This is a genomic window from Paenibacillus rhizosphaerae (assembly GCF_014192015.1).
Classification (GTDB): domain Bacteria; phylum Bacillota; class Bacilli; order Paenibacillales; family Paenibacillaceae; genus Paenibacillus_AQ; species Paenibacillus_AQ rhizosphaerae.
The window spans coordinates 991,733-1,013,724 of sequence record NZ_JACHXJ010000001.1; the positions used below are offsets into that span (position 1 = coordinate 991,733).

At 54.7% G+C, this 21,992-nt stretch carries 21 protein-coding genes; 11 read left to right on the forward strand and 10 right to left on the reverse strand.

Translation table 11 applies throughout. From position 1 onward, the window contains the following. Positions 1 to 64: 64 nt before the first annotated feature. Complete coding sequence (locus FHS19_RS04305) at positions 65 to 1,123, reverse strand: 2,3-butanediol dehydrogenase (RefSeq protein ID WP_183579077.1); 1,059 nt, start codon at positions 1,121 to 1,123, stop codon at positions 65 to 67. Between the two features lie 324 nt (positions 1,124 to 1,447). Between FHS19_RS04305 and FHS19_RS04310 the strand changes: the two genes are divergently transcribed. From FHS19_RS04310 to FHS19_RS04320, 3 genes are read left to right on the forward strand one after another with little or no spacing between them, the layout of a single operon-like run. Continuing rightward, complete coding sequence (locus tag FHS19_RS04310) at positions 1,448 to 2,473, forward strand: LacI family DNA-binding transcriptional regulator (protein ID WP_183579080.1); 1,026 nt, start codon at positions 1,448 to 1,450, stop codon at positions 2,471 to 2,473. Between the two features lie 42 nt (positions 2,474 to 2,515). Continuing rightward, complete coding sequence (locus tag FHS19_RS04315) at positions 2,516 to 3,577, forward strand: suppressor of fused domain protein (protein ID WP_183581422.1); 1,062 nt, start codon at positions 2,516 to 2,518, stop codon at positions 3,575 to 3,577. Next, entirely contained in the window at positions 3,555 to 4,742 is a 1,188-nt protein-coding gene (locus FHS19_RS04320) for a DUF6138 family protein (RefSeq protein ID WP_183579083.1), read from the forward strand. Before FHS19_RS04315 ends, FHS19_RS04320 begins: the two co-directional genes overlap by 23 nt. 137 nt (positions 4,743 to 4,879) lie before the next feature. Here FHS19_RS04320 and FHS19_RS04325 read toward each other — a convergent pair whose 3' ends face one another. From FHS19_RS04325 to FHS19_RS04355, 7 genes are all read right to left on the reverse strand, one after another. Continuing rightward, positions 4,880 to 5,032: a hypothetical protein gene (locus tag FHS19_RS04325; RefSeq protein WP_183579087.1), complete on the reverse strand. Its 153-nt coding sequence runs from the start codon at positions 5,030 to 5,032 to the stop codon at positions 4,880 to 4,882. A 90-nt stretch (positions 5,033 to 5,122) separates the two neighbouring features. Beyond that, on the reverse strand, positions 5,123 to 5,854 hold the full coding sequence (locus FHS19_RS04330; RefSeq protein WP_183579090.1) for an MORN repeat-containing protein: 732 nt from the start codon (positions 5,852 to 5,854) through the stop codon (positions 5,123 to 5,125). A 130-nt stretch (positions 5,855 to 5,984) separates the two neighbouring features. Then, positions 5,985 to 6,185 (reverse strand): hypothetical protein, encoded by a 201-nt coding sequence (locus FHS19_RS04335; RefSeq protein ID WP_246426416.1) that lies wholly within the window; start codon positions 6,183 to 6,185, stop codon positions 5,985 to 5,987. 167 nt (positions 6,186 to 6,352) lie between these two features. Continuing rightward, the gene (locus FHS19_RS04340) at positions 6,353 to 6,853 is read right to left on the reverse strand and encodes a DinB family protein (RefSeq protein ID WP_183579093.1); all 501 of its coding nucleotides are present in this window, start codon (positions 6,851 to 6,853) and stop codon (positions 6,353 to 6,355) included. A gap of 5 nt (positions 6,854 to 6,858) precedes the next feature. After that, positions 6,859 to 7,641 (reverse strand): RNA polymerase sigma factor, encoded by a 783-nt coding sequence (locus FHS19_RS04345; RefSeq protein ID WP_183579096.1) that lies wholly within the window; start codon positions 7,639 to 7,641, stop codon positions 6,859 to 6,861. After that, positions 7,641 to 8,063: a VOC family protein gene (locus tag FHS19_RS04350; protein WP_183579099.1), complete on the reverse strand. Its 423-nt coding sequence runs from the start codon at positions 8,061 to 8,063 to the stop codon at positions 7,641 to 7,643. The genes FHS19_RS04345 and FHS19_RS04350 overlap by 1 nt, the downstream gene beginning before the upstream one ends. 214 nt (positions 8,064 to 8,277) lie before the next feature. Beyond that, positions 8,278 to 9,114, reverse strand: coding sequence for a sulfurtransferase (locus FHS19_RS04355; protein WP_183579102.1), 837 nt, complete (start codon positions 9,112 to 9,114; stop codon positions 8,278 to 8,280). A 512-nt stretch (positions 9,115 to 9,626) separates the two neighbouring features. Between FHS19_RS04355 and FHS19_RS04360 the strand changes: the two genes are divergently transcribed. Continuing rightward, positions 9,627 to 10,433: a sulfite exporter TauE/SafE family protein gene (locus FHS19_RS04360; protein WP_183579105.1), complete on the forward strand. Its 807-nt coding sequence runs from the start codon at positions 9,627 to 9,629 to the stop codon at positions 10,431 to 10,433. An 81-nt stretch (positions 10,434 to 10,514) separates the two neighbouring features. After that, positions 10,515 to 11,918, forward strand: coding sequence for a beta-N-acetylhexosaminidase (nagZ, locus tag FHS19_RS04365; RefSeq protein WP_376771835.1), 1,404 nt, complete (start codon positions 10,515 to 10,517; stop codon positions 11,916 to 11,918). A 279-nt stretch (positions 11,919 to 12,197) separates the two neighbouring features. On the opposite strand, the gene FHS19_RS04370 is transcribed toward nagZ, so the two are convergent. Next, positions 12,198 to 13,097 (reverse strand): DMT family transporter, encoded by a 900-nt coding sequence (locus tag FHS19_RS04370; RefSeq protein ID WP_183579108.1) that lies wholly within the window; start codon positions 13,095 to 13,097, stop codon positions 12,198 to 12,200. 142 nt (positions 13,098 to 13,239) lie between these two features. Between FHS19_RS04370 and FHS19_RS04375 the strand changes: the two genes are divergently transcribed. The 6 genes from FHS19_RS04375 to FHS19_RS04400 all read left to right on the forward strand — a co-directional run bounded on the left by FHS19_RS04375 (position 13,240) and on the right by FHS19_RS04400 (position 20,699). Continuing rightward, entirely contained in the window at positions 13,240 to 14,172 is a 933-nt protein-coding gene (locus FHS19_RS04375; protein WP_183579111.1) for a LysR family transcriptional regulator, read from the forward strand. Positions 14,173 to 14,250: 78 nt separating this feature from the next. Then, entirely contained in the window at positions 14,251 to 16,116 is a 1,866-nt protein-coding gene (locus FHS19_RS04380) for an ABC transporter ATP-binding protein (protein WP_183579114.1), read from the forward strand. 9 nt (positions 16,117 to 16,125) lie between these two features. Continuing rightward, positions 16,126 to 16,830 (forward strand): response regulator transcription factor, encoded by a 705-nt coding sequence (locus FHS19_RS04385; RefSeq protein ID WP_183579117.1) that lies wholly within the window; start codon positions 16,126 to 16,128, stop codon positions 16,828 to 16,830. After that, positions 16,827 to 17,834: a sensor histidine kinase gene (locus tag FHS19_RS04390; protein WP_183579120.1), complete on the forward strand. Its 1,008-nt coding sequence runs from the start codon at positions 16,827 to 16,829 to the stop codon at positions 17,832 to 17,834. Before FHS19_RS04385 ends, FHS19_RS04390 begins: the two co-directional genes overlap by 4 nt. Positions 17,835 to 18,019: 185 nt before the next feature. After that, the gene (locus FHS19_RS04395; RefSeq protein WP_376771815.1) at positions 18,020 to 18,793 is read left to right on the forward strand and encodes an ABC transporter ATP-binding protein; all 774 of its coding nucleotides are present in this window, start codon (positions 18,020 to 18,022) and stop codon (positions 18,791 to 18,793) included. Further along, positions 18,768 to 20,699 (forward strand): FtsX-like permease family protein, encoded by a 1,932-nt coding sequence (locus FHS19_RS04400; protein WP_183579127.1) that lies wholly within the window; start codon positions 18,768 to 18,770, stop codon positions 20,697 to 20,699. Before FHS19_RS04395 ends, FHS19_RS04400 begins: the two co-directional genes overlap by 26 nt. Before the next feature lie 151 nt (positions 20,700 to 20,850). Here FHS19_RS04400 and FHS19_RS04405 read toward each other — a convergent pair whose 3' ends face one another. Next, positions 20,851 to 21,978 carry a glycoside hydrolase family 88/105 protein gene (locus tag FHS19_RS04405; protein ID WP_312887144.1) on the reverse strand — a complete coding sequence of 376 codons (1,128 nt, stop codon included), beginning with the start codon at positions 21,976 to 21,978 and terminating at the stop codon, positions 20,851 to 20,853. Positions 21,979 to 21,992 lie beyond the last annotated feature (14 nt).

Consider the following 21,992-nt stretch of genomic DNA (forward strand, 5'->3'; position numbering starts at 1 on the left):
GGCAAAGGGATCTTTTTTGATTCGTTATGAAAAGCACCTAGGGTGCGGTAATATTCGCAGTCGGTTATTTGGACGGTTGTGGCGATACTAAAATTTTGACTTGGCTTTTCTCTTTCAGCAGCGCCTCAAAGCCCTGTTCGACAATCTCGCTTAAAGCAATGCGCTTTGTAACGAGTTTATCGGCCGCGAAATAGCCCTGCTGCATCAGGCTGATTACAGCCGGGAACACGTCCCGGTAACCGATGATGCCGGCGATATTGCGTTCCTGCATGACGATCTGGTTCGGATGGATCGGGGCTTCCCGTTCGAAAATGCTGACGATCATGATTTGACCGCTGATTTTCGTCGATTGAATCGCTTGGTTTAAGACAGCCGGGACGCCCGTAACTTCATAAGCAACGTCCGCGCCGCCTTCGGTGAGGCGATGGATTTCTTGGACGACGTCCACGTCTGCAGGGTTGAGCGCGACGGCCCCCAGTTCCTGCGCCTTGCTCCGCCGCTCAGGCGATAATTCCACGGCGTAGATTTCCGCAGCCCCCGACGCTTTCAGCGCTTCGATGACAAGCAGGCCGATCGGCCCCGCCCCGAATACGACCGCGCGGTCGCCCACCTTGAAGCGGCTGGAACGGACGGCGTACAGCGCAACCGCCGACGGCTCGACCAAAGCGCCCTGCTCGTAAGAGACGCTGTCCGGAATAGGGTGAACCATATGCTCATCGGCCGCCACGTATTCGGAGAAGCCTCCCCCGCCGCCGGCGAGTCCCAGGAAGCCCATTTTTTCGCAAAGGTTATATTTTCCCTGCTTACAGGCGGTACATTGTCCGCAGGCGAACACGGGCTCCACGACGACCCGGTCTCCGGCTTGGAAGCGGGTCACGCCTTCGCCGATTTCCACAACCTGGCCGGAAAATTCATGTCCCATCACGACCGGGGCTTTCTCACTGGTTAATGGGTGAGGCGCCCCCTCCGGAATGAATATCGGTCCGGCGGCGTATTCATGCAGGTCGCTTCCGCAAATGCCGCACCATTCCACCTTGATTTTGACTTTACCTTGGAGGGCCGAAGGCTCCTCAATTGTTTCCACGCGCAAATCTTTCACGCCATGCCATCTCAATGCTTGCATGAATCCGTCATCTCCCTATCAGGCAGTAAATAATATGGTGAGTAATATATCGAAAAATAGGAAACGTTTCCGATCCATATGATGTCACATTCCATTCGGTGTGTCAAATCATTTTTTAGGGCTATGGCAGGCGTTTTTAACCTTGGTGCGAATGGAAGATTAATATGTCCATGTATAGGAGAGAGCTGAGTTTATGTCGTGATTGCAGCGTCTGGCGGCTAAGCTGAGGCGTGGGTACGGCGGGGTATGTTATAATATAGACTGAAAAAGAAAAAAATGTCTTCCGGATAGGAAACGATTCCGAAGTGAGAGGGATTAATTCGCATGTCCAACAAGAAAAAGGTGACCATCGAGGACGTCGCCAAGCAGGCGGGCGTCGGCATCGCCACCGTGTCCAGGGCGCTCAATAACAGCGGGGGAATCAGCGAAAAGACGAAGGCAAGAATTATGCAGGTGATCGATGAAATGGGCTTTGTCCCCAACACGTCGGCCCAAAGCCTGAAAATTCGCCAAACCCGCCAGATCGCGCTCGCCGTGCCGGATATCCGCAACGCGATCATTCCAGATATCGCCTGGTCGGTAGAGCAGGCCGCCAAGCAGCATGGATACCGGGTGGTGCAGATTAATACGCTTGGCAACGCCCGCCTGGAGCTGGAGACGCTGCGGGAGATCAAGAAGCTTCATGTGGACGGCCTCGTCCTGATGCCGCTGGCGTATCCCAAGCCGCTGGAAAGCCTGATCAACCAGGCCGGCATCCCGGTATCCGTCATCAATTACGGCAAGAAGCTCAGCCGAGAGCTGAAGGCGGATATCGTAGGGCTCGCCCGCCAGGAAGGAAGGCTGGTCATGGAGCATCTGCTTCAGATCGGACGGACTAGGATTGCCTATGCAGGCGCGCCCAAGGATAAAATTGAAGAACGGTACTTGGCATACGAACAGTCGCTTAGGCATGTCGATGCTTCGCTGGTTTATTTCGGGGAAGATTTTTCCTTTGAGACCGGACGCCAGGCGGCCGACTATTTTTACAGCCTGAAAAGTATGCCGGACGCGATCTACGCCGTCAACGACATGGTGGCGATCGGGATCGTCAACCGCTTCAAGGAGCTTGGTATCCGGGTACCGCAGGATGTGGCGGTGGTCGGTATCGACAACAACTTGTGGGCGACCGTAACCACTCCGCAAATCAGCTCGGTGTCCATCATGGGCAGCGAAGTCGGCCGGCTGGCGGCAGAGCTGCTGCTGAAGCGGATCCAGTCGAACAATCCGCCGGATTATGAGCGGGTGGAGTTTGAGCCGCGTCTCATCGTAAGGGAATCCAGCGTTTCAATGACGCAGTATTCGAATAAATAACATAAGGAAATGCTTCGGCATACATGGGAAGGGGACAGGATGATGAACGAAGAAATTGGCGCACCGGGTTGGGACGCCATCGACCAGGAGCTTGAGAGATTATACGGCAGACAGGAGCCGAAGCATTACGGAACACTTATTTCATATGCGCTCGGCGGCCAGGACCCGCTTGACGGGATCAGTGCCTACAAGGCAGAATCGCCGATCCCGCATTGGCATTTCATCACGTACGGTTTCTCGGAATTGTATGAAAAAGAGTCGGAGGACCAAGAGGTCAGCGGATTTGGCTTTGAGCTGACATTCCGGCTGCAGCGGGATGCCGACGAGGAGGAGCCGCCGGCGTGGGCATTGAACCTGCTGCAAAATATGGGCAGGTACGTGTTTGGCAGCGGAAATGTGTTCCGTCCGGGCGATTATCTGGATGCCAACGGGCCGATCTGCCTCGGAGCCGACACGCAGCTGACGGCGTTGGCTTTTGCCGAAGATCCGGAGCTGCCCGCGATCCAGACGCCGAATGGCCAGGTCGAGTTTTTGGAGATGACCGGCATTACGGGAGATGAGCTCGAAGCTATGCAAACCTGGAATACGCTCGGCGTTCTCGCGGCAGCCGAGGAGCATATTCCCCATTACATAACGGATTTAACCCGCGGCTCCCTGCTGCGCATTCCACCCGTGGCGGAGAAAATCAGGCAGGGCGCGGAAACGGAAGGATCCAGCACCGGATTTTTGTTCGTGGATCAGCTGGCCTGGGAACCGGGAAAAAGCGGCTGGTTCAGCAAATCGCCTTCCATCGTAAAAATGGGAGCCAAGCAGGCCGGAATTATTGCCAAGCTGCTGCTTGGCCGGATTTTAAAGGGCCGCTCGCTCACGCTCGTCGGACCTGACACCCGCGTCGTCTTTGAGCCCGGACAGAAGCCGGAGCTGAAAGCCAAAGAAGGTGAAGTGCGAATTACCCTGGACGATCAAGCCGCATCTGAGCTGAGCCGTTCGCTGGCTCCAAAAGAAAGTGTCGTTCCGCTGCCTTCTGTGAAGGGAGCCGCCATCCAGATCGTGAAGACGCAGATCAAGGACAGTGAAGGCAATGTGGTCAAAGTTATCGGTTAAGCAGGGCCCCGCCCGCGAGGGGCTTGTTTATAATATTAGAAAGTATAAACTCCAGAGCGATTGCTTCCTACACATTGAACCGCTGCTTGCGCGGCTGGAGGAGAAGCACCGTTCGAATCCGGACCGGCTGCTTGGATGGGTCTCTCAGTATACTTCATCCTTCCGGGAATGGGCGGAGGAGCATTTTTTGGTCCGTTATTTTGAGCGGGCCGGGACTTTCGGGCAAGACTGGAGGCGTAAAGATGCGGCGGACGGGGCTGTTGTGAATGAGGAAGAGCTGGACTTTTTCGTCTACGCCGCGCTGAAGGTCGGCCGCCGGGAGCCTGAGCTCCGGGCGCGCTACTTGGATCTAGCCGTCGAGCTGGGCTCGGAGAAGGCGGCTGGCTATATAAAGAACGGCAGCGGGCGCTTCCGGCACCGGTTCGAAGGCACGGCGATTAAAGCAGCCGCCAACGACGTTACGGAAACGATCGACATCCACCTGTATGCGGAGGAAGAGGCCGCCTACCGGGAAGGGCTGGCGTATATAACGGGGCTGCTCTCGGAGGGGTTTCCCAAAGAGTACCAACTAAACCTGAAGAGCCCAGGAAAAGACAAGCATTATCTGCCGCTGAATAAGCTGGCTAAATCGCAGCTGCACCGTTTTTTTGCCGGCGCGCTCCGCTATCCCGGGCTGCACCCGCTGATTGCCGAGTACGCCGGCGCAGCCATGGAGGAATTCGCTTGGTATCAAGATGTGGACCCGGGGGAGAAGTCGGTCATGCCGGGAACCTATGCCGTTCTGGGATTGGGTCTCCTGAGCACGGAATATTTTCCGCTGCTGCGACGGTACATGGAAATGGTTGATACGGAGCACCAATCCGCACAGGACGGATACGCCGAAGCTTTTATCGAAGCTCAAGGGCTGACTCCAGACCTAATGCCGTGCCTTGTTACGATTCTGCTCGGAGGAAGCGATTTGGCCAAGCCGGTGAAATCCTTCCTTATCGATACACCGGAACTGGCGGAGGCCCTGCTGATGGAGCTGGAGTCCAAAGAGGATTATCAGCGTGAAACGGTGCTGTACCGGATTTTTGGGACCCGTACCAAGCTGGCGCAGTCAGCCAAAAAAGAGCCTTCTCCGATGAAAGAAAAGCTGGAGCGGATGCTGGCATGGTATGCGTGAGCGCCGGCTCCGATAGACAAGAGGAGGAGAAGGAGAAGAATGCACAAGGTAACGGTTCAGGAGCTGGCCGGTTCTGAACGGGACGTTTGGGACGAAGTTCAGCAGCTGCGGGCTAACGGCAGCAAGGGATACGATTCTTAGGGATTTGGATCGGTTCTCCGTTCCAGCACGGCAGCCTGATCAAGAACAATCCATTGGTTCACATCGTCATATCCCTTCACAACGGCTTGAACGACGTGGACCGGATACATCCATGTCGGCTGCAAGTGCCCATGCCGGGTTCCGGGCAATCTTTGAAATATTCCTTTTGTCTCACCTTCTCGTATCTCTTCGGTCGGCAATCGCAGATCCATAGAGGCATGACGCTTCATCGGCCATCATTATTTAAGAGGAACCTGCCCAGCCAACCGCTCGAATTGCTCCAAATGCGGGTTCAGCTTTGGCTGTATACTTTGCAAATATTTGAGGCTGGCCTCGTTTAGGCGCTGCTCTGCCGCCGTATCCGCAGGGAAGACGGAGTAGCTCTTATGGATTTTGCCGCTGCGGTACTCCGCGCTAAACAGGCTGCCGCTTTTCAACGACGCTTTGAGATGGCCGGCGCTTCCCATAATGACGAGCTGTTCCTGCGGCGACTTGTACGCGAAGTAGAAATCCGGATCGGCCAGAGCATGAATGACATCATAACCGCTCGTCTGCACGCCGCTGCTGAAAGCACCCGTTTGGATTTCATTCGATCGGACCGCACCATCTTCCTGAATGACCTTGTGGATCAGGGTGCCGGTACCGTGCATCCGGTCCCGCTTCCACTCCCCGTTATATACGACTTTATGGCTTTCCCCGTCGGCAGTGTATTCGTTGACATACTTCCCTTTCCCTTCGCGTTCACCATTCACGAACTCTCCGGAGTACTGCTTGCTGTCGCTCCACTTCATGGTTCCCCGGCCGTTAGGCTTGCCTCCGCTGACTTCGCCGTAGTAGGAAATTGTATCCGAAATTTGCAGCCACTCTTTGGCAACCGCCGCATGTGCGGGAGAAAGGACAGGCAATATGGCCGCAGCTGACAATGCAGCGCTCAGGGCCAGGGATACGGATAGACTTTTGAGTTTGATCAATTCAATACATCCTTTCAACAAGTCATGTTATGATCGCTCACGGTTTATAGGCAATGCCTGGACAACATTACGTGAGAAACGTTTTATTGGATGAGAGGCCTTATAAGGTTCTTTATATGGTTTAGACCGATTAGACCGCATATTTAAACGTGCAAGCATCGCGAACATAAAATTCGCTGCCGATTTTCACGATGTAATCTGTGATTTGAACGATCTTTCCGCTGCCGATCATCTCCTGGCCTAAAAAAACGGCAACAGGCGTCTGCTCAATCATGGCGGTATGGAAGTGAATCGGGGAAGTCAGCGGCTGCATAAATCTTCTGCTTTTCATTGCATTTCACCTCTTCCTGTAATTTTACCAAATTTCAGCAAGGAATGGTGTATACAAAACCGTTCAAACAGCCTCAGATTGTCGATGTTCCGGATTGTGAAGAAACTAAACGACCGTTCCCGGTGTATACCGAAAAACGGTCGCAGCTTCGTATCCGGTTTTTCGAATCAGGTAAAAAGTCCGCCTAAACGGTCATCGGCTGGGGGCGGGCAGCCCAGTTGTCTTGCCATCGATACGATTTGACCTTTGTGGTGAAATTCATGAGTCTGCGTATGAGTTAACAGCAGCAGAGGAGTAGGAGCATTCGGGTAACCCTGCCAACTCTCGTCCTGCTGAATCGGTTCATACCAGCGATCGCGATACTCGTAAATGAACCGCTGGACGAGTTCATCCGCTTCCGTAAATCGTTCACGGACGTACTTCACATCGGCACGCTCAATGTCGTTTGCGGAAATATTCCTATGCTCGTTGATCCTCATAAACGCGAAAGACCCCAACCACCACTGATAGCAGTCAACGACATGAAGATGGGTTCGAATGATCGTTCCACGCCCAAATTCGGGAAGGGGTTGATGCAACATTGGAGGAGGCAGCTCTTCCAAAAACGCAAACATGTGTTGTCTAACGGATCTGACCCAATCGTATTGTTGCTTCAGCATTTCGAGCAAAGCAATCACCCCTCGGATTTCGATGGATACTTTTCATCTGGCCATTTCAGCTTCTCTGTGATTGTCAATACATTGCCGTCCGGGTCGATGATCGTAAAATAAAGCGTATTGCCGCGCAGCTCAATCCGGTCGACCACAGCGCCATCATCAATCATCGTCTGATACGAGCGGAATATCGCATAGGGGTCCGCACGGCGAAAACCTTCGACCATCGCTTCGAACACCTCGATGCTGAGACCGCCACGCGGAACTGAAAGCATGGAATCATCCCAATATTCGGGATGGCTTTCAACCGCCTTTTTCAGCCTCGTCCTCGCCCGCTTCAGAGCCGCCTTCACCGAACCCTCGGATTGTCCGAACAGCCTTCCCGTTTCCTTCGCGGTAAAGTGAAATACGTCGATCAGCAAAATCAGAACGACCTGTTTGGGTTCGAGCCGATCGGACAACAGTTCGAGCGCCTCGCGCACATCCCACTTACTCCATTCATCATAGGAACCAATGATGTGCTCTTCGAGCTGTCCGGCCTTCGGCTCCGATTTGCGGCTGCGGCACATGTCGATCCAAGCGTTGGCGGCAATTCGAAACAAAAATGGCTTCGTTATTTCTCTCTTCGGGAACCGGATATGCCAACGATAAGCTTTAATCAGCGACTCCTGCAGCAAATCGTCCGCATCCCACGCCGAACCGGCCTTAGCCAGACAATATCGTTTCAGATCGCTTTGCAGCGGAAGCGTCATCTCCGCAAATATCTCGAATCCTGCGTCTGTTAAGTGATTTCCCTGCGTCACTATTGCTGCTTCCTCATATTATTCTTGTGAGTAAAATACGGCGTTTGCCCCGTCTCTTCCACAATATCAACGGGATTTCCGTCCAGATCGAATGCTTTGAAAAACCTGTACCCATCCTCTTCGTGGATTTCGCTTAATTCCGCTCCCTTCGCCTTAAGCTGGCTATACGAATGGTCAATATCGTACGATGTGAAATTGAAGTAAGGCATCATATCTTTACCGGTATCAAATTGGACAGGCTGCGGTTTCTCCACTTTCCATAATAAAACTAAGGTTTGGCCGTTAGGGAACGCGAGCCCGACTCGCTCATCGGTCTTTTCAATCGTCTCCAGATCGAACATTCGAACGTACCATTCCTCCGAACGTGTAATGTCGGTCACCGGAATAAAAATGCCGGATACATATGCGATGATTTTTTCCATAGATGAGCCACTCTCCTTTAACCTGATTTTCAATCTATTAACGATAAAAATCTATAATAAGATACGGGCAGAAATGAAATTATTAAAAATTTTGCCCGGCTTATTCGTTTGGTTTGCAGCCTGCTCCACGGCGAACGCGAAAGAGGGCTGCAACAGGTCGCTCACCAGCAACTTGTCACAGCCCCTAAACCTAGGTGACGCGGTCTCTCCGCTATTATTCTTCCCCCGTAGCAATCGGATTTTCGCTGTACGAAATCCAGTCGCTCCAGCTGCCGGCGTACAGCCGGACATCCGGGTATCCCAGCTCGGTCAGGGCAAGGACGTTCGGGCAGGCCGAGACGCCAGAACCGCAATAGACGATAATTTCATGGTCCTTCGGCACGTCTTTATAGTACTCCTTGAGCTCATCGAGGGATTTCCATTCTCCATTGTCCTGTAGGACGCCCTTCCAAAACTTGTTCTTGGCGCCGGGAATATGGCCAGCAGTATGGTCGATCGTCTCATTCAGACCCAGGTACCGGGAGGATTCGCGCGAATCCAGAATGACGACCGAGGGATCCTTCATCGCCTGGCGGACGTCTTCCAGGTTGACGAGCATTTCAGGATGCACTTCAGCCGTAAAGGTCGATGGGACCCGGACCGGCTGTTCCTTGCTGATGGGGTAACCAGCATCCTTCCATACGCTGAAGCCTTCATTCATGACGAACACCGTTTCATGACCCATGTAGCTCAGCAGCCACCACAGACGTGAAGCGTACAGCCCGCCCTGATCGTCGTAAGCGATGACCCGGGTTTCCCGGTTGATGCCGACTTTCCCCAGCTTTGCTGCAAGCTGGCCGGTATCGGGCAGGGGATGCCGTCCGCCATGCTCGCTAACAGAGGAAGACAGATCTTTTTCCAGGTCAAGGAATACCGCTCCCGGGATATGGCTCTCCTCATAGGAAATCCTTCCGGCATCGGGTTGTCCCAACATGAACCGGCAGTCGACGATCGTCACGTCGGGCTCGTACATCCGGGCAAGCACCCAGGCTTTATTCACTAGTACGCTCAATAAAAACACCGCCTTAATTCAATGATAATTTCTTGAATGGAATATTGTTCTATTATATCAGCGGGCTGGAGGGTTGTCTCTCCAATCGGTTTCTTCAGCAAGGTCAAGTATGTTATGATAAACGCGCTGCGGACAAGCCGCCCCAAAATAAAAAAAGGCAGGAACGCCCCGCGAGGGGAGGGGTCCAGCCGTCACGATTCATGTCCCAAATGTGGGTAACCTCATTTATGGTAAACGATTCTTACATGGAGATGGGTGTAAATCTCTTCCTTATAATGGTCATTCGGACAGCTCTTGATGACGCGCAGGTGATCTTTGCTCGAAACTAAAGGCTCAGAGCATGAAGGGCAGCGGTCTACAAACAAGCTTTTTAATTTCGCAAACAAGCTTATTCACCATCCTATTCCCATTGATTTACTTGGGTTTATTATAAACGCTAATGTTTCATTCGTATAGTGTTAATTTTGAGTTTTTTGCGGCGAACTATTCAGTCATCCAGAGGTGTGTAGTAGATGGATTTAGCAGGACATATCGTTATGTTTATCATCGGACTGGCGGGCTCCTTTTGTTCAGGCCTGCTGGGCATCGGGGGAGCCATTATCAATTATCCGCTGCTGCTCTATGTGCCGGGACTCTTTGGCGTGGAGATGTTCAGCCCGCGGCAGGTTTCCTCAATCAGCATGATCCAGGTGTTTTTTTCTTCCCTGGCGGGCATGCTGGCTTTTCTCAGACAGAGCAAAAAAGAAAAGCCGCTGATGCACAAAGGGCTGATCATGAATATGGGGGCGAGTATTCTGATCGGCAGCTTGGCAGGCAGCCTGAGCTCGGCTTATCTGCCCAGCGCAAGCATCAATATCATTTACGGGGTGCTGGCCGTGGTTGCGGCTGTCTTGATGATGATCCCGGGCCGCGGCACCGAGGAGGAAGTGCAGCTGGGATCGGTGCGATATAACCCGTGGTTCTCCGCGGTTTCCGCCTTGCTGGTGGGCGTCGTCTCCGGGATTGTCGGTGCCGGTGGCTCCTTTATTCTGATTCCGATCATGCTGACCATGTTGCGGATTCCGGTGCGGGTGACGGTGGCATCCTCGTTGGCGATCGTATTTATCTCGGCTATCGGCGGCGTATCCGGTAAAATAGCCGGCGGTCATATCCCCCTGTGGCCCACCCTGTTTACCGTGCTCGGGAGCGTCCTCGGCGCACCGGTGGGGACGATGGTCAGCCGCCACCTCAAAGTCAAATCGTTGAGAATCGCCCTCGCCGTCCTGATCGCAGCCACCGCCGTAAAAATTTGGTGGGGCATTATCACCGCAGGCGTATAATTGAACCCTGGGCATGTATATTTCTGTGCCCCAGGTCAAAGATGAACAAACAGGATGAGCTTATCCGAGACAAGGAAGGATGTGAAGGCTTTGCATAAACTGCTTCGAATCGGCATGGCATGCGTGATGACGATTATGCTCGCATCAGGCTGTTCCTTAACTCACGGAGGAAAGAACGCATCTGGACAAACGGGTGCTAACGGACAACATGAGGCTGCCGGACAAGAGGGTACCGCCGGAGGGAACGGTGGGCCGAATTCCTCTGCAAATCAAGGCGGAGATTCGTCCATACCCCCGGAGGACACGGCAAATGGTGACGGAGGCAGCGGACAGGATACAGGTGCAGGCGGATCGAATCAAGGAGACACAGATACATCAGCGGACGATCCAGTCCTTAAGCAGCTGAACCAGCTGACGACCGAAGAGAAAATCGGCCAGCTCGTGCTGGTGGGGATGGACGGGACCACCAAAAGTGCAGAGACCCGCGAGCTCGTGCAGAAGTATTACGTCGGCGGTTTTATTTTCTACAAAAATAATATCGACAGCACGAAGCAGGCGCTGAGTCTGTTCAACGGCCTCAAAAAAGACAACCAGGACAATCCCGTACCGCTGTGGATGAGCGTGGACGAGGAAGGGGGACGGGTGTCCCGGATGCCGGATGAATTCGTCGACATGCCGACGAACCTCGCCATCGGGAGGAAGAATAGCACGGAGTTGTCCCATGGCATCGGGCAGATCCTCGGCCGGGAGCTGGCCGGATTCGGGCTGAACATGGATTTTGCGCCGGTGCTTGACGTCAACAGCAATCCGGACAATCCGGTGATCGGGGACCGGTCATTCGGCAATGACGCCGATCGGGTCGCCCGGCTTGGCAAGGCTACGATGGAGGGAATCCGTGAGGAGCATGTGGTACCGGTCGTGAAGCATTTTCCGGGACATGGGGATACGTCCGTGGACTCCCACATCGGTCTGCCTGTCGTGAACCACGACCTGGCGAGATTGCGGAAGCTCGAGCTCGTGCCGTTCCAGGCTGCGGTGAAAGACCAGGCGGATGTCGTCATGATCGCGCATCTTCTGATGCCGAAGCTGGATCCGGACCACCCGGCCTCCTTCTCCAAAGCCGTCATTACGGACCTTCTCCGCAATGAGCTCGGGTTCAAAGGCGTCGTCATCTCGGACGACATGACGATGGGAGCCATCGACAAAAATTACAGCATCGGCAAGGCTTCGGTCGGGGCCATCCTCGCCGGCGGAAACATTATTCTCATCGGGCATGATTACGCCAAGGAGAAGGAAGCCATCCAGGCGCTGACGGAGGCTGTAAAAGACGGGACGATTTCCGAAGAGGTGCTCAATGACCGGGTATACGCCGTTCTAAAGCTGAAGACTGCGTATGGAATTAGCGACGAACCGGCAAATGGGCCGGACGTGGACCGGATCAACAAGGACGCCCGCAGTCTGCTGGGCAAATACGGATTGAAATAGAGTCAACCCCCGGGCTTGTGCTCAAAGGCACGGACGGTAACAACTACGTGCTCTTCGTTAACGTTTCGAGCGGAACGCCTACGCTTGCGCTGATGCGTGCGTAAAACGGAGTGATAAGCTGACCGGAGTGGATATGGACCGGGTGCAAATGTATAAATGAATAAAAGGCGCTGCCTCTGATGGAGAGGAGCGCCTTTTTTTATATCAGAAAGGATAAACTCCAGAGCCATTGCTTCCTGATATTGCAAGAAAAATTATGCTGCTGTATGTACGGGGGAATCATCCGGCAGCCTCGTGCCGCGGCTGCTTCTTTCGGCCCAGCAGTCTGCTGACATTAAGCTCGGACAAGGCAACGCCGAATAGAACAAGACCTGCGCCAACATATCCTTGGACGGACATCGTTTCGTTCATGAACAGCAGTCCGAAGACGGCGGCCACGACTGGCTCCAGCGCAAAAATGAGGCCTGCTTGGGTCGCGGTCGTATACTGCTGAGCCATGGTCTGCAGGATAAATCCAAGCGCGCTGCACACGAGGCTGAGCGCCAGCACCGCAACCCAGCCGGAGATGCTTCCGGGCAGGCGCGGGGTTTCCCACAGCACCGTGAAGGCCAGCCCGAACGCGCCGGCAAAGCCGAGCTGCCAAATGCCGATGCAGAGCGGATCCGGCGATTTTTTGACTGCGCGGCCCGTCAGCATCATGTGGACGGCAAACAGCAGGGCGCCAAGGATGCACCACAAATCTCCGAGGCCGATGCCGGACTGGGGCCGCAGCGTGAGCAGACCGATCCCGGTCATCGCCAGCAGGACGCCCAGGACGAGCCGCCTGCTTGGCAGGGTTTTGCCGAACACGGCCGACAGGACCGGTACGAAGATGACCGTCAGGCTCATTAAAAAGCCCGCATTGGATGTGGACGTTCCTTGGAGCCCCAGCATGATGGAAGCAAACACGCCGAACAGGATGAAGCCTAGAAGCGCGGCATGTTTCAAGACGGAGACGTTCGTATTGCGGCGAAGCCGGCCTGCGAAGAGGACGCCGGCGGCGATGAACGCCAGCCCGAACCGGAGGGCGATCAGGTTGAAGGGTTGAACCGAATCCAGCCCCAATTTCATAAACAGATAGGAAGAGCCCCAAAAAAGGGTGACGATCATAATGATGACATTTGCTTTAAAAGGTTTCATGGAATGGGACGCCCTGCCTTTGGATGATCAAACTTGAACAACAGCTTTCGCCTGATCCAGTATACGTGGTATTTTTAAATAAGAAAATTGAATGTTTTGAATGTGAAATATGAATGAAATTAATGAAAAAGGGTGGCGAAAGGTGAGCCTGTTTAAGTATGAAGTGTTTCATAAAGTGGTAGAGCTCGGCAGCCTGACTAGAGCCGCCGAGGTGCTGGGTCTGACCCAGTCCGGCGTCAGCCATGCCGTTCACAGTCTGGAAACGGAGTTCGGCTTCACGATCCTAACGCGAAACCGTTCCGGTGTCCGTCTGACCGATAACGGGGAACGCGTGCTTGCGTTCGTCCGTGAGATGCTGCAGGTGCAGGAGCGGCTGAAGCAGGAAGTGGCGGCCATGAACGGGCTGGAAACCGGCACGATCCGGATCGGAACCTTTACCAGCATTTCGGTGCAGTGGCTCCCGGGGATTATCCGTGATTTCCTGGCCAGCCACCCCCGGATCGAAGTAAACCTGTATGAAGGGGACTACCATGAGATCGAAGAATGGCTGCTCAGCGGCGAAATCGACTTCGGGTTTGTGTCGATGCCCACGCTCGATTCCTTCGAGGTCATCCCGTTAAAGCTGGACCGGATGCTGTGCATCCTCCCCCCGGGCCATCGCCTGGAAAAAGAGCCCTGTATACGGTATGGCGACATTGCTAACGAGCCCTTCATCATGCCGAAGGAAGGCAGCGATTACGACGTCCGGCGGGTGCTGCGCAAAGGGAGGGTCAAACCGCCGGTTAAGTTCCGCGCGGCCGATGATTATGCGATCGTGGCCATGGTGGAGAACGGGCTTGGCATCAGCATTTTACCGGAAATGATCCTGCGGGGCAGACGGAACGAGGTGGTAGCGCTGGAGCTCGAAGACGGAAGCTGCCGGTCGCTGGGAATCGCCCTGAACGCCACGAAGAATGTCTCTCCGGCCACGCGGAAGATGATCGATTGCACCAGAAGCTGGCTTGCTGATGAAGCCCGGGCGGGGGAGCGAAACCCGCAAGGGGAGAGTAACGTATACACGGGTGGACGCGCCTGAATTTGACAAGAACGATTCGGTCGGTATAACTGTAGAAGATGGGTCTGGACCATATTATTTAAAGGAAGCGGTGTTACGATGTCGGAACATCAATCTGCAATCGGCGGGGCTTCGAAGGAAGCGGCCGCCCCCAAAGGAGACTGGAAGGCGTTCATCCGCCTCGTCATGCAGACGAGGCCGTCGAAATGGTTGCTCGCCGTAGCTTCGGTGCTGAGCGTCATTTCCACGCTGGTCAGCCTGATCGTCCCGTATTTTACGAAAAATCTGGTGGACAGCTTCTCCGTGGAGTCGATACGTCCGGAGCAGATCGTGCTGCTGGCCGTGACGTTTGTTGCGCAGGCCATTGCCGGCGGCGTCTCGATCTACCTGCTGAACCGGCTGGGTCAGGAGGTGGTGGCCAAGCTCCGGGACAGGCTGTGGAAGAAGCTGCTGACGCTCACCATCCCCTACTATGACAATAACCGGACCGGGGATACCGTGAGCCGGATGACCAATGATACCGCGGTGTTGAAATCGCTTGTGTCCGAGCATGTGACCGGTTTTTTTAACGGCATCATCTCCATGATCGGTTCGATCATCATCCTGCTGCTGATGGACTGGCAGATGACGCTGATCATGCTCGCAGCCATACCGGTGGCATCGGCGGTGCTCGTGCCGCTCGGCCGTACGATGCTAAACATTTCAAGAAAGATGCAGGATGAAACCGCCTCGTTCACGGCCGTGCTGAACCAGGTGCTGTCCGAGATCCGGCTGGTCAAAGCCTCGAACGCCGAAGACCGCGAAGAGCGTGTCGGACAGCGGTCCATAGAAAGCCTGCTGTCGCTCGGCATCCGGGAGGGCAAAGTACAGGCGTTCATCGGCCCGGTCATTTCGCTGGTCATGATGGGCCTGCTCGTTGTTATTATCGGATACGGCGGCATGCGTGTATCCAGCGGGGCGCTGACCGCCGGGGAGCTCGTGGCATTTATTCTGTACTTGTTCCAAATTGTCATGCCGGTGAACCAGATTACGGCTTTTTTCACGCAGCTGCAAAAATCCGTCGGCGCGACCGAACGCATCGTCGCCATTTTGGAGGACGAGCAGGAGGACGTCCTGCAGGGCCGCACGCTGACCGATGCGGCTCAAGCCATCGAAGCGGAAAACTTGACCTTTGCCTATAACGGCGATGGGGAGGGCGTGCTGCATGGACTTAACTTCACGCTCGAACCCGGCAAGGTGACGGCTGTGGTCGGACCGAGCGGGGGCGGGAAAACGACGCTGTTCTCCCTGATCGAGCGATTCTACAAGCCGACCGGCGGCACCATCCGTATCGGCGGGGAAGACATTGAATCCTTCTCGCTGCATTCTTGGCGCAGCCGGATCGGATATGTCCCGCAGGAGAGCCCGATTATTTCTGGCACGATCCGCGACAATATTTGTTACGGGCTGGACCGGAAAGTGACGAAAGAGGAAGTGGAACGGGCGGCGCATATGGCGTATGCCGATATTTTTATTCATGAGCTGCCGGACGGATATGACACGGAGGTCGGCGAACGCGGAGTGAAGCTGTCCGGCGGCCAGCGCCAGCGGATTTCGATCGCCCGGGCGCTGCTGCGTGATCCGCAAATTTTGATGATGGACGAGGCGACTTCGAGTCTCGACAGTAAGTCGGAGGTGTTCGTCCAGAAGGCGCTCGACAATTTGATGAAGGGCCGGACGACGCTGGTCATCGCCCACCGGCTGTCGACCGTCGTCGACGCGGATCAGATCTTGTTCATCGAGAAGGGCCGTATCACAGGAAGCGGGACGCACCAGGAGCTGTTCGAATCGCACGCCCTGTACCGTGAGTTTGCTATGCAGCAGCTGCGCATCGGCGAGGACTCGCAGGCAGGGGAACCAGGGGAACTGACTGAGCCGGCGTCCGAACACGCCCTGAATCATCCGCCGTCCGCGGTAAGGAAATGAGGGATAGTTTTGTTTCGTATATTCATCATTGAAGATGACGCCAAAATTTCATCCATGCTGAAGGCGCATGTGGAGAAATACGGGTATGAAGCGGCGGTGCTGGAGGATTTTGACCGGGTAATGGAACGGTTTGAATCGTTCCAGCCGCATCTGGTTCTGCTGGACGTCAATCTTCCGAAGTTTGACGGATTTTATTGGTGCCGGCAGATCCGCCATGTGTCCACATGCCCAGTGCTGTTCATTTCGGCACGCGACAGCGAAATGGATCAGGTGATGGCGCTGGAGAACGGGGCGGACGATTATATCACGAAGCCTTTTGCTTACGAAGTGGTGATGGCCAAAATCCGCAGCAGCCTTCGCCGTGCCTACGGCTCGTACTCCGGCAGGCAGGAGGAGCGCAAAGTAGAGGAGCCGGGCGGCCTGACGCTGTATCCGGAACGGTTTATTCTGTCATCGGCCGGCGCCAGTGTGGAGCTGACGCAGAAGGAATCGATGCTGATTGAGGCGCTGATGAACCGGGTCGGCCGCGTTGTGAGCCGCAACCGCCTGCTTGACCTGCTGTGGGAAGACCATCACTTTATCGATGACAACACGCTGAACGTCTATATGACCCGGCTGCGCAAGAAGCTGAAGGGGCTGGACATGGAAGAGCGGATCGAAACGGTGCGCGGAGCCGGCTATGTGCTCCGCACCACGGGAGAGGGGAACCCGTGAGGCTGTTTCTGAAAGAGCACATCCCGCTTCTGATCGTCTACCTCGTGCAAATTATCCTGGTCGGAACGCTGTTTTGGCTGGGATCCGATACCCATTCCATCTCCATCTCCCTGTACAGCGCTGTCCTGATCACGGTTCTATTCTTCGTTTATCTAACTTACAGGTATTTGAGCCACCGCCGGTTATACCGGCGGTTGTCGGAGCCGGCCGGGACGCTGGACCAGTCCCAGAACGAAATCGGGGAGACCCCGCTGGCCGATGCGCTGCATGAGCTGCTGAAGAATCAATTTCAGCTGTACCAGAATGAGCTTTATGACACGAGGCAGCGGCTTGCCCTTCATACCGCTTTTATCCACAGGTGGGTGCATCAAATGAAGACGCCGATCTCGGTCATCCAGCTGACGCTGCAGGATATGGACGTGGACGGCGAGGTGGAGGGCAGCCTTCAGGAGGAGCTCGACAGGCTGCGCAAGGGGCTGGAGATGGCGCTGTATACATCCCGGCTCGACCGGTTTGAGCATGACTTTCGGGTGGATGCCATTCCGCTCCGGTCCGCCGTTCAGGAGGCTGTGGCCGACAACCGGCGGTGGTTCATCCGTAACCGTCTCGTGCCGGACATCCGGATCGATGAGGAACTGGCCGTCTACTCGGACGCCAAGTGGCTTCATTTCATGCTGGGTCAGGTGATCACGAATGCCGTCACGTATTCGGCCGGCCGCGGTGAGCGCGTGGTATTTGCCGCCAGCCGCCGCGAAGCGGAAACCGTTCTGGAAATTATGGATCAAGGAGTAGGCATCCGCCCCGAGGATTTGGGTCGGGTGTTTGAACCTTACTACACGGGAAGTACGGGCCGGAACTATCACGAATCGACGGGAATGGGGCTGTACCTGGTCCGAGAGGTGTGCAACAGGCTGGGTCACCGCGTAGAAATCGATTCGGTGCCTCAACGGGGAACGACGGTAAGGTTCGTTTTTGATACGCGGCCATTAGAACCACCAGTCTAGCAGCGGCAATGGGAAAGAGGGCGCTTTGATGTAACGTCATGGCGTCCTTTTTTTGTGGGTGCTGCACACCCGAACATATCCTTACGAAGGTTTAAGATTGGCGTAAGACGAATCCATAGTTTCGGCTGCGGGTTATGCTTTACAGTAGAGGTATCACAGAAGACAGACGAGAAAGGAGCATTCCTGTGACGGATATATTGAAAGTGACCGGCTTGAGCAAAGTCTATCCGGGCAAAGTAACCACCCGTGCATTAACGAATATTCAGCTGACGATCAAGCAAGGCGAATTTGTCGGCATTATGGGACCCTCGGGAAGCGGCAAAACGACGCTGCTGAATATGGTCTCCACGATCGATGCGCCAAGCTCCGGTGAGGTGCTGATCAACGGACAGAATCCCCATAAGCTGAAGAAGAAGGAACTGGCGGGATTCCGCCGGCGCCAGCTGGGCTTTGTTTTTCAGGACTTCAACCTGCTGGATACCCTTACCGTGGCCGAAAATATCGTGCTTCCGCTGACGCTGGACCGGGTGAAGCTGCCGGATATTGAAGCGAGGCTAACGCGGATTGCAGACAAGCTTGGCATTACCGATATTTTAACCAAGCGCACGTATGAGATTTCCGGCGGACAGCGGCAGCGTGCCGCCATCGCCCGGGCCATTATACCGTCGCCGTCGCTGCTGCTAGCCGATGAGCCGACCGGTTCGCTGGATTCTGCTTCCTCCCGCAATGTGATGGAGACGCTGGAGAAGCTGAACGTAGCCGACCGTGTGACGATGATGCTGGTAACGCATGACCCCCAGGCCGCAAGTTACTGCCACCGGGTGGTTTTCATCAAGGACGGCGAGCTGTCGGGAGAAATTCACCGGGGAGAAAGCCGTCAGGCCTTTTTCCAAAAGATCATCGAAATGCTGTCTTTCCTGGGAGGTAACGCACATGAGCTTTCCTCAATTCGCGTTTAACAACGTCAAGCGTAACGCCAGGGCTTATTTCGCTTACTACCTCAGCAGCAGCTTTATGGTGATGGTCTTTTTCACGTATGCGCTGTTTATTTTCCATCCCGACATCAACAAGACCGAGCTTGGACACACGACGATGCTGGTTATGCTGATCATGGAGTACATCATTTACATTTTTTCATTTCTGTTTGTGCTGTACTCGATCGGGGCTTTTTTGAAGGCAAGAAACAAGGAGTTCGGTATCTTGACGATTCTGGGGGCGGAGCAGGGGCAGATCAGCCGGCTGGTTTTTATCGAAAATATGATCATCGGCGCATCGTCCATCGTAACCGGGATTCTCAGCGGCCTCATTCTGTCCAAGCTGTTTCTGCTGCTGAGCGCAAAGGTAGTGGGTATGGAGAAGCTGGGGCTGTACCTTCCGGTCAAAGCGTTGCTGCTTACAGTGGCCGCCTTCGCCCTGCTGTTCATCGCCATCTCGGCGTTTACGCTGATCCTGATCCGCCGCAATCATGTCCTGCATCTGCTGCAGGGGTCGAGTCGGCCGAAAACCGAGCCGAAGGCGTCCATCCTGATTTCCTTGTTCGGTATCGCTCTGCTGGCCGCCGGCTATATGTCACTTCGGGCGAATCTCGTTCTTGCGGCTGTGACCGGGATCGCGGGGACGTATTTCTTTTTCACGCAGATCACCGTGCTCGTTATGCGTCTCCTGAAGCGCAGCCGCAGATGGGTGTGGAAGGGTACGAACCTGATCTGGATTTCGGAGATGGCCTATAAAATGAAAGACAATGCGAGAGTGCTGTTTATGGTGACGGTCGTTACGGCCATTTCCTGCATGAGCGTCGCGTTCGTGATGTCCATCAACGAGACGAATAAAGATAATTACAGGGCGAATCCCTATGCTATCCGGCTTTCGGTGTATAACGACACAAGCGTGAAGGGTGATTTGGCGCTGATCGACCAATCCCTGAGCAGTCAAGGCATCACCTACCAGACGATTCACACGGAGCATTACTTTTCCGTATTGGAAGAAAGAACCTCCACGGTCTCCGTGATGCCGAGGTCCATGTACAATCGGCTGGCAGAAGCCGTCGGCGCACCGAAGGTCGGCGAACTGCATCTGCACCAGGCGGTGCATGTCATCCCTGCCACGGAGGTTACACGAGAGCGTCCGGACTGGTACGACCTCCGGAAGATTACGCTGCGGGATACGAAAGCCGAGCTGGACATCACCGGCACGATCAAGCCTGAAGTGAACGTGTCGCCCACCGTCTCGGATATGCTGATCATTTCGGATGAGGAATTTCAGGCGCACAAGAAGCTTCTGTCCTCTGAAAAGGAGTCATACCGGATCCAGGGCCGCGTCGTCTATTTGATTCCCGAATGGTCGACAGGCACCGTTCCTGCGGAGGGGGATCCCGAAATCAGCATTGGCATGAAGCTGAAGCAGGAGGGGATCGACAGGGAATTGAGCGGTGAATCCGATAACATCATCAGTGCCCGGGGCGGGGATTACTATTCGCTGAGACAGTCCTTCGCCATGATGAGTTTTGCCGGTATTTTCATTACGGCGGTTCTGTCCATTTCCTCTGCGAGCTTCCTGTATTTCAAGCTGCACCATGAGTTGACCCAGGATCAGCGGATGTACCAGTCGATGTCCAAAATCGGGCTGAAAATCCAGGAAATGAGCCGCGCCGCAACGCTGCAAATCGCCGCCCTGTTCTTCGTTCCGATCGTGGTGTCGGTCATACAGACGCTCGTCGTGCTGAATGCCGTCCGGAAGGACTTCGGGGTCGGGGAAGTAAACTCGTCCGTTCTGATCGCATCGATCGCTTTTGTCATCATTCAGATGGTGTACTTCCTGATCGTACGCTCGCGTTACGTTCACAAGCTCAAGCGTGTGATGGTGTAAGATAAAGAAAACCGTCTCCCTACCGGTACATCCGGTGTGGAGGCGGTTTTTTCTTGAACACAACATCCGGAAATTCACGGTTGAGCAGAGGTCCGTCCAAGCAAACGGACTCAGCGATCGGTCGCGGGATCGGCTTGCTTGTGGTTTGCCTTCAGCCTGCTTTCTTCGCCAAATTCATTTCCGCGCACATCAGAATAAAGGCGCCGGCGCCGTGGAGATCGTTCTCGCTCGTAGGACGGGCAATATAGTGGGCGTAGTCGCCAATCCCTGTGCCAATGCATATTTGGCCGATGATGACGCGGCCGTTCTCGTCAAATTTCAGCGTGTCGATGACACCTTGGTATCCCTTCCAGGCGTACTCAAGATAACTTTCGTCCAAGTAGCCGAACCGGACCGCTTTGGCGATGGCGTGTACATACAGGGCGGTACAGGAGCTTTCCAGCCAGTTGTCCGGACGGTCGCCCTTGTCGACAACCTGGTACCATAAGCCTGAGGCGGCATCCTGGTAATTCGGTAAGGCAACAAGCAGGTCCTGCAGGATTCCGGTTAACGCGGCTTTGTCTTTATGATCCTCAGGCAGGTGCTCGAACATTTCCAGCAGGGCGACGGGATACCAGCCGATGGCGCGTCCCCAGAATTCCGGGGCGAGTCCCGTCTCCGGATCGGCCCAGGCCGCTTCTTTGGTTTCATCCCATCCGTGGTACATGAGTCCGGTGTCCGGGTCCTTGGTATGCTTCGCCATCAGGATCGCCTGATAGGCCATCATGTCAAAATATTCGCTGTCGCCGAACGTCTTGCCGAACTGAACGGCGATCGGCCCAGCCATGTATAAGCCGTCCAGCCACATTTGATTCGGGCAGTGCCCCTTGTGCCAGAATCCGCCCGACGGGTTGGTTCTCCATGATTTCAGCAGCGGTACAAGCGTGTGCAGTGCTTGTTTGTAGCGTTCGTCCCCCGTTTGTTCAAACAAGTTGAAAAGAAGCACGCCCGGCTGAATATCATCCAGCTCATCGGGGTTGTACTTTTTGATACTGCCATCCGCAACAACCTGACTGTCCACCCAGCGTTTAATGTAGTTAAAATATTGATCTTTTCCGGTTTGTCTCCAGCATTTTTCCATGCCAGAGAGAAAGACCCCCTGGTGGTAGTGGAAACGGTCCGGCGGAAGCTCTTCGGGTTCGAATTTGGCCATCAATGCTTCGCAGGCTTGTTCGGCCCATTGAATAGGCGTTCTTTCCTCCTGCTGTTGCTGCTTGAATTGAAGTTCCGACGTGTTCACGGTCTCATTCCTCC

Coding starts and splice junctions, on each gene's coding strand:
- FHS19_RS04305 (WP_183579077.1), bottom strand. CDS start 1,123: ATGCAAGCATTGAGATGGCATGGCGTGAAAGATTTGCGCGTGGAAACA.
- FHS19_RS04310 (WP_183579080.1), top strand. CDS start 1,448: ATGTCCAACAAGAAAAAGGTGACCATCGAGGACGTCGCCAAGCAGGCG.
- FHS19_RS04315 (WP_183581422.1), top strand. CDS start 2,516: ATGAACGAAGAAATTGGCGCACCGGGTTGGGACGCCATCGACCAGGAG.
- FHS19_RS04320 (WP_183579083.1), top strand. CDS start 3,555: ATGTGGTCAAAGTTATCGGTTAAGCAGGGCCCCGCCCGCGAGGGGCTT.
- FHS19_RS04335 (WP_246426416.1), bottom strand. CDS start 6,185: ATGAAAAGCAGAAGATTTATGCAGCCGCTGACTTCCCCGATTCACTTC.
- FHS19_RS04350 (WP_183579099.1), bottom strand. CDS start 8,063: ATGGAAAAAATCATCGCATATGTATCCGGCATTTTTATTCCGGTGACC.
- FHS19_RS04360 (WP_183579105.1), top strand. CDS start 9,627: ATGGATTTAGCAGGACATATCGTTATGTTTATCATCGGACTGGCGGGC.
- FHS19_RS04370 (WP_183579108.1), bottom strand. CDS start 13,097: ATGAAACCTTTTAAAGCAAATGTCATCATTATGATCGTCACCCTTTTT.
- FHS19_RS04380 (WP_183579114.1), top strand. CDS start 14,251: ATGTCGGAACATCAATCTGCAATCGGCGGGGCTTCGAAGGAAGCGGCC.
- FHS19_RS04400 (WP_183579127.1), top strand. CDS start 18,768: ATGAGCTTTCCTCAATTCGCGTTTAACAACGTCAAGCGTAACGCCAGG.